This window comes from Bacteroidales bacterium (assembly GCA_018334875.1).
Lineage (GTDB): Bacteria > Bacteroidota > Bacteroidia > Bacteroidales > UBA12077 > JAGXLC01.
The window spans coordinates 1-3,503 of record JAGXLC010000424.1 but is presented as its reverse complement, the minus strand read 5'-3'; the positions used below and the strand labels follow the sequence as shown (position 1 = coordinate 3,503).

Genomic DNA, 3,503 nt, shown 5'->3' with positions numbered 1-3,503 from the left:
ATTGAAAGGAAAACACACGTGAACACAGCAACACAGCCTCAAGGCCCCTCGAAACCATTTTACGGATGGATAAACGCCGGTTTGCTTACGTTTATCTATATGGTTTAGAGGGCTACGGGTTTTTGGGTGGGATGGATGCGTTGTTTTTCTTTGCTGAATAATCCATTATATTCTAACTGAATTTTTTTTACTGAATTACGTTTTATAGATGTGTATATAAGTTCTCCATCGCCAAAAGTAGGCATGGTATTTAATTTATCCCAAAAAATCCAATGATTTGCTTGTGGAATTTTATCTGTATAAAAATTTCCTCCAAATATTATTTGATTTTTTGATATTCTGAATAATTCATCAAAATATAATTTGTTTGGAGTCTTATTATCCCAATTGCCATTATATTGACGCCTTTTAATCGGTTTTCCTTTCCCTCTGAATCCATTTTTACCACTAAATCCTTTATCTTGCTTTATTCCATACGGAGGATCTATTATACTTAAATCAAACTCATTATCCCGCATCTCTTTCATTGCAGGCAGGCAATCTTCGTTGTATATGTTGATTGTTGGGTTATTCATGATATCTATTTTAGTTTAAACATAAAAATCCATTATATCGGAGCCTTATTTATTGCCAAAGTCAGCAGGTATTTCTCCCCATTCTGATGTGTACCATTTTGATACAACAATATCATTATTTACCGTGATGTCAACCCCGTCAAATTCGATACTTACATCTTTCAGAGCATTTTCAATTCTTTCGACAAAATCCCTCGCCCTTTCTGTTTTTGGACTGGCAGGCAATTTAGAATTTGCTTTTTTCTTCCTGATCCAACTTATTGCTGTTTGGCTGTCACTATAAATGGTTGTCGAAATACCATGTTTGATACAATAAAATATAGCATGGCCAAGTGCGCAAAATTCAGCAATGTTGTTTGTTGCAATACCAATATCAACAATAAATATAGTTGAATATGTTGCCAAATCTACGCCTCTATACTTTGACGGTCCGGGATTGCCCCTTGTTTCCCCGTCTACTGCTATTCCTGTTGCTTGTGTTTTCATAGAAATATATTTTAAGGTTATAAAACATTTGCCTACCCACATTTAATCTTATCTATTATTGCATCTTCATCTTCCCAGACTGTAGGCAAATTAAGCATTATCCATTCTTCGACTGCCTTTTTAACATCGTCCTGATTACCATCGTCACAGTCAAGTTCGAGTTTTATATTTACTTCTATTTCCATCGCTCAAAAACGTTTTATAACAGGCCGGTCATACACCATGCCTGTTGAATTAGCACCGTGAACTATCTTACGTCCTGATCCGGCACGGTGCATACCGGCCAGAACGTTAAAATTTAAAACGGTACATTATCTTCTTCCCATTGTTCCTGCGTTTCTTCTCCTTCTTCTTCTATAAACCATTCTCTTTTAAATACGAAAGGAGTCCCTGTCGTGCTTGGCTTATCCCCAAACGGATCATAGCGCATTTTTTCGCAGGGTTTCAGTTTAAAATCTTCTTTCAATACTTTCCTTATATAGTGAATCTCAACCCGGCTATTGTTATAGAACCACTCTTCTTTGATATTTTTTGGTGTGGCGTAAAACTCTTTTTTCCCGTTCTCATGGAACCGCTCTGTAAGGTATTCTCTTATGTCTTTATATAAAGAAGGTTTACTTTCTTTTTTGACCCTTCTTAAAAATTCATTGTCCAATTCTTCGGGGGTAAAAAGCATCCGGGATTTTGTGAAATTCAGATCGGGAAGCGTTGTAAGATAATGCAGAAAAGCCGGTATTTCTTTGACGAGATCATCTTCTATATTGGCGTGATTAATTTCCGGTATATCTAATTTTCGTACAAAATACCTTATTTCCTCATCTTCTATTTGTGCGAACCGGGATTCATCATTGCTTGTTATTATAATTTTTGAATAGAGGGGTATTTTATAATTATTGACAAACTTTTGATTCACATTTATTTGTTTCCCGGTACTTAGAGCCTTTAATTTTTCTGTCATTGCTTTTCTGTCAATCGTTGTCTCTTCTACGCAAACGATATTTTTTCCTGCATACGAGGCATTGAACTGGCTCTTTATATCTTCGCTTCCTATTACGATCATATTGTCGCCGAAAATCATGGAAAGCCAGTTAATGAAAGTAGTTTTTCCGGTTCCTCTTATCTTGCTTACGAGGGCAAGAATGGGAAGTATTCGTTTTGGATAAAGATACAGGGCCTGTAAATACTTTATTCCAAGCTCGTATTGCTCTTTGAAAATATGTCGCAAAAGTACATCAGTCCAATACCATGAGCCTTCCTCCGGGCTGAACTTAAATTCACGAAAAAGATTATAACAGTTGTTAATAACAGGCTGATAATTAAAATTATTCGGCTCAATCGTAAAATCATCATAACGGGGTATATAGTTGAGGTATTCTTTGCCATGATCCTGGATGATTTCTTTTTTATCCCAGGGCTTTAATTCCCGTCTTAATATGCCGTATCGGTCTTTTTTCTTAATTTTTTTAAAGTATGTCGTGCCAACTCGGATGTAAGGAATATTACCTTCATCATCTTTTTCTTTTTCACTGTTGTCGTTTTGAATAAGCCATTTCAGAGCCTCTTGATATTTGCCTTTAAATCTCAGTTTTACGAGTATCTGAAACGGTGTATAATAACAATTTTGCTCAAATGGCTTCGCATTTGACGAGAATACATATAAAGCGTTCATTCTCCATCCCCAGGTAGCCGAAACCCCATCGTTTTTGCCAGGTCTTTTCCATTTCTCTATGCCTTCTTTCTCGTCTACTTTTTCCCATCCCTGATCTTCCAGTAATTTCTTTGCGTATGCTATTTTGTTCAGATTGAAGATACTCACCGGGTCCGTATCTTCCGTTGCCAGATCTTCAACTTTCCCGGCTTCTTGCTTTTTCTCATACTGATTGAAACTTTTCGCAATTTCTATCAGTATATCCCTTTCCTCTTTGTCCATCGTTACAAGTTCGACGATGTTTCCGCGCCGGTGTTCGTAACCTGGAGAAGGATATACAATGAAATAAGAACCTTCCCCCCTTGTTTCAATCATTGCTTCTCCATCAGTCCAATAAGCCAGTTTTGTCGCCGATTCATATTCTTGCGCTTCGTATCTGTATATAAAATGCCACCCACCGGATGGAGTTCGTTCTACAAATAGTTTGCCTTCCTGAATTAAATGTTCTATATATTCATTACGACCAATTTTTCTTATTACATCATTAATGCCGTGCGTTCCATCATGGTCATCAAAATCTATACATTCAATACCCTCACTTATATTTCCTCCTTTTATAGCAATTTTATTGGCATTCTGAAATATCTTTTTTGCTTCCTCTTCGGTTGCACGGCGTTTGAAAAATTCAGATCCACTTGGCAAATTCGGAGCTTTACTGTCTTTTTTTATCGGAATCACAGCGATGTCTTCCTGTAGATACTCTAAAGCAGTATCTAAAATTTGATTACCCATAA

At 36.7% G+C, this 3,503-nt stretch carries 4 protein-coding genes; all 4 read right to left on the bottom strand.

Annotated features, from left to right (window positions below; all coding sequences use genetic code 11):
• Positions 1–104 precede the first annotated feature (104 nt).
• Positions 105–575 (bottom strand): site-specific DNA-methyltransferase, encoded by a 471-nt coding sequence (locus KGY70_19235; GenBank protein ID MBS3777336.1) that lies wholly within the window; start codon positions 573–575, stop codon positions 105–107.
• Positions 576–620: 45 nt separating this feature from the next.
• Positions 621–1,061, bottom strand: a complete 441-nt coding sequence (locus KGY70_19230; protein ID MBS3777335.1) for a ribonuclease H — start codon at positions 1,059–1,061, stop codon at positions 621–623.
• Positions 1,062–1,093: 32 nt separating this feature from the next.
• Positions 1,094–1,246 (bottom strand): hypothetical protein, encoded by a 153-nt coding sequence (locus tag KGY70_19225; protein ID MBS3777334.1) that lies wholly within the window; start codon positions 1,244–1,246, stop codon positions 1,094–1,096.
• 113 nt (positions 1,247–1,359) lie between these two features.
• A partial coding sequence (locus KGY70_19220) for a bifunctional DNA primase/polymerase (protein MBS3777333.1) occupies positions 1,360–3,503 on the bottom strand: 2,144 nt, incomplete at its 5' end.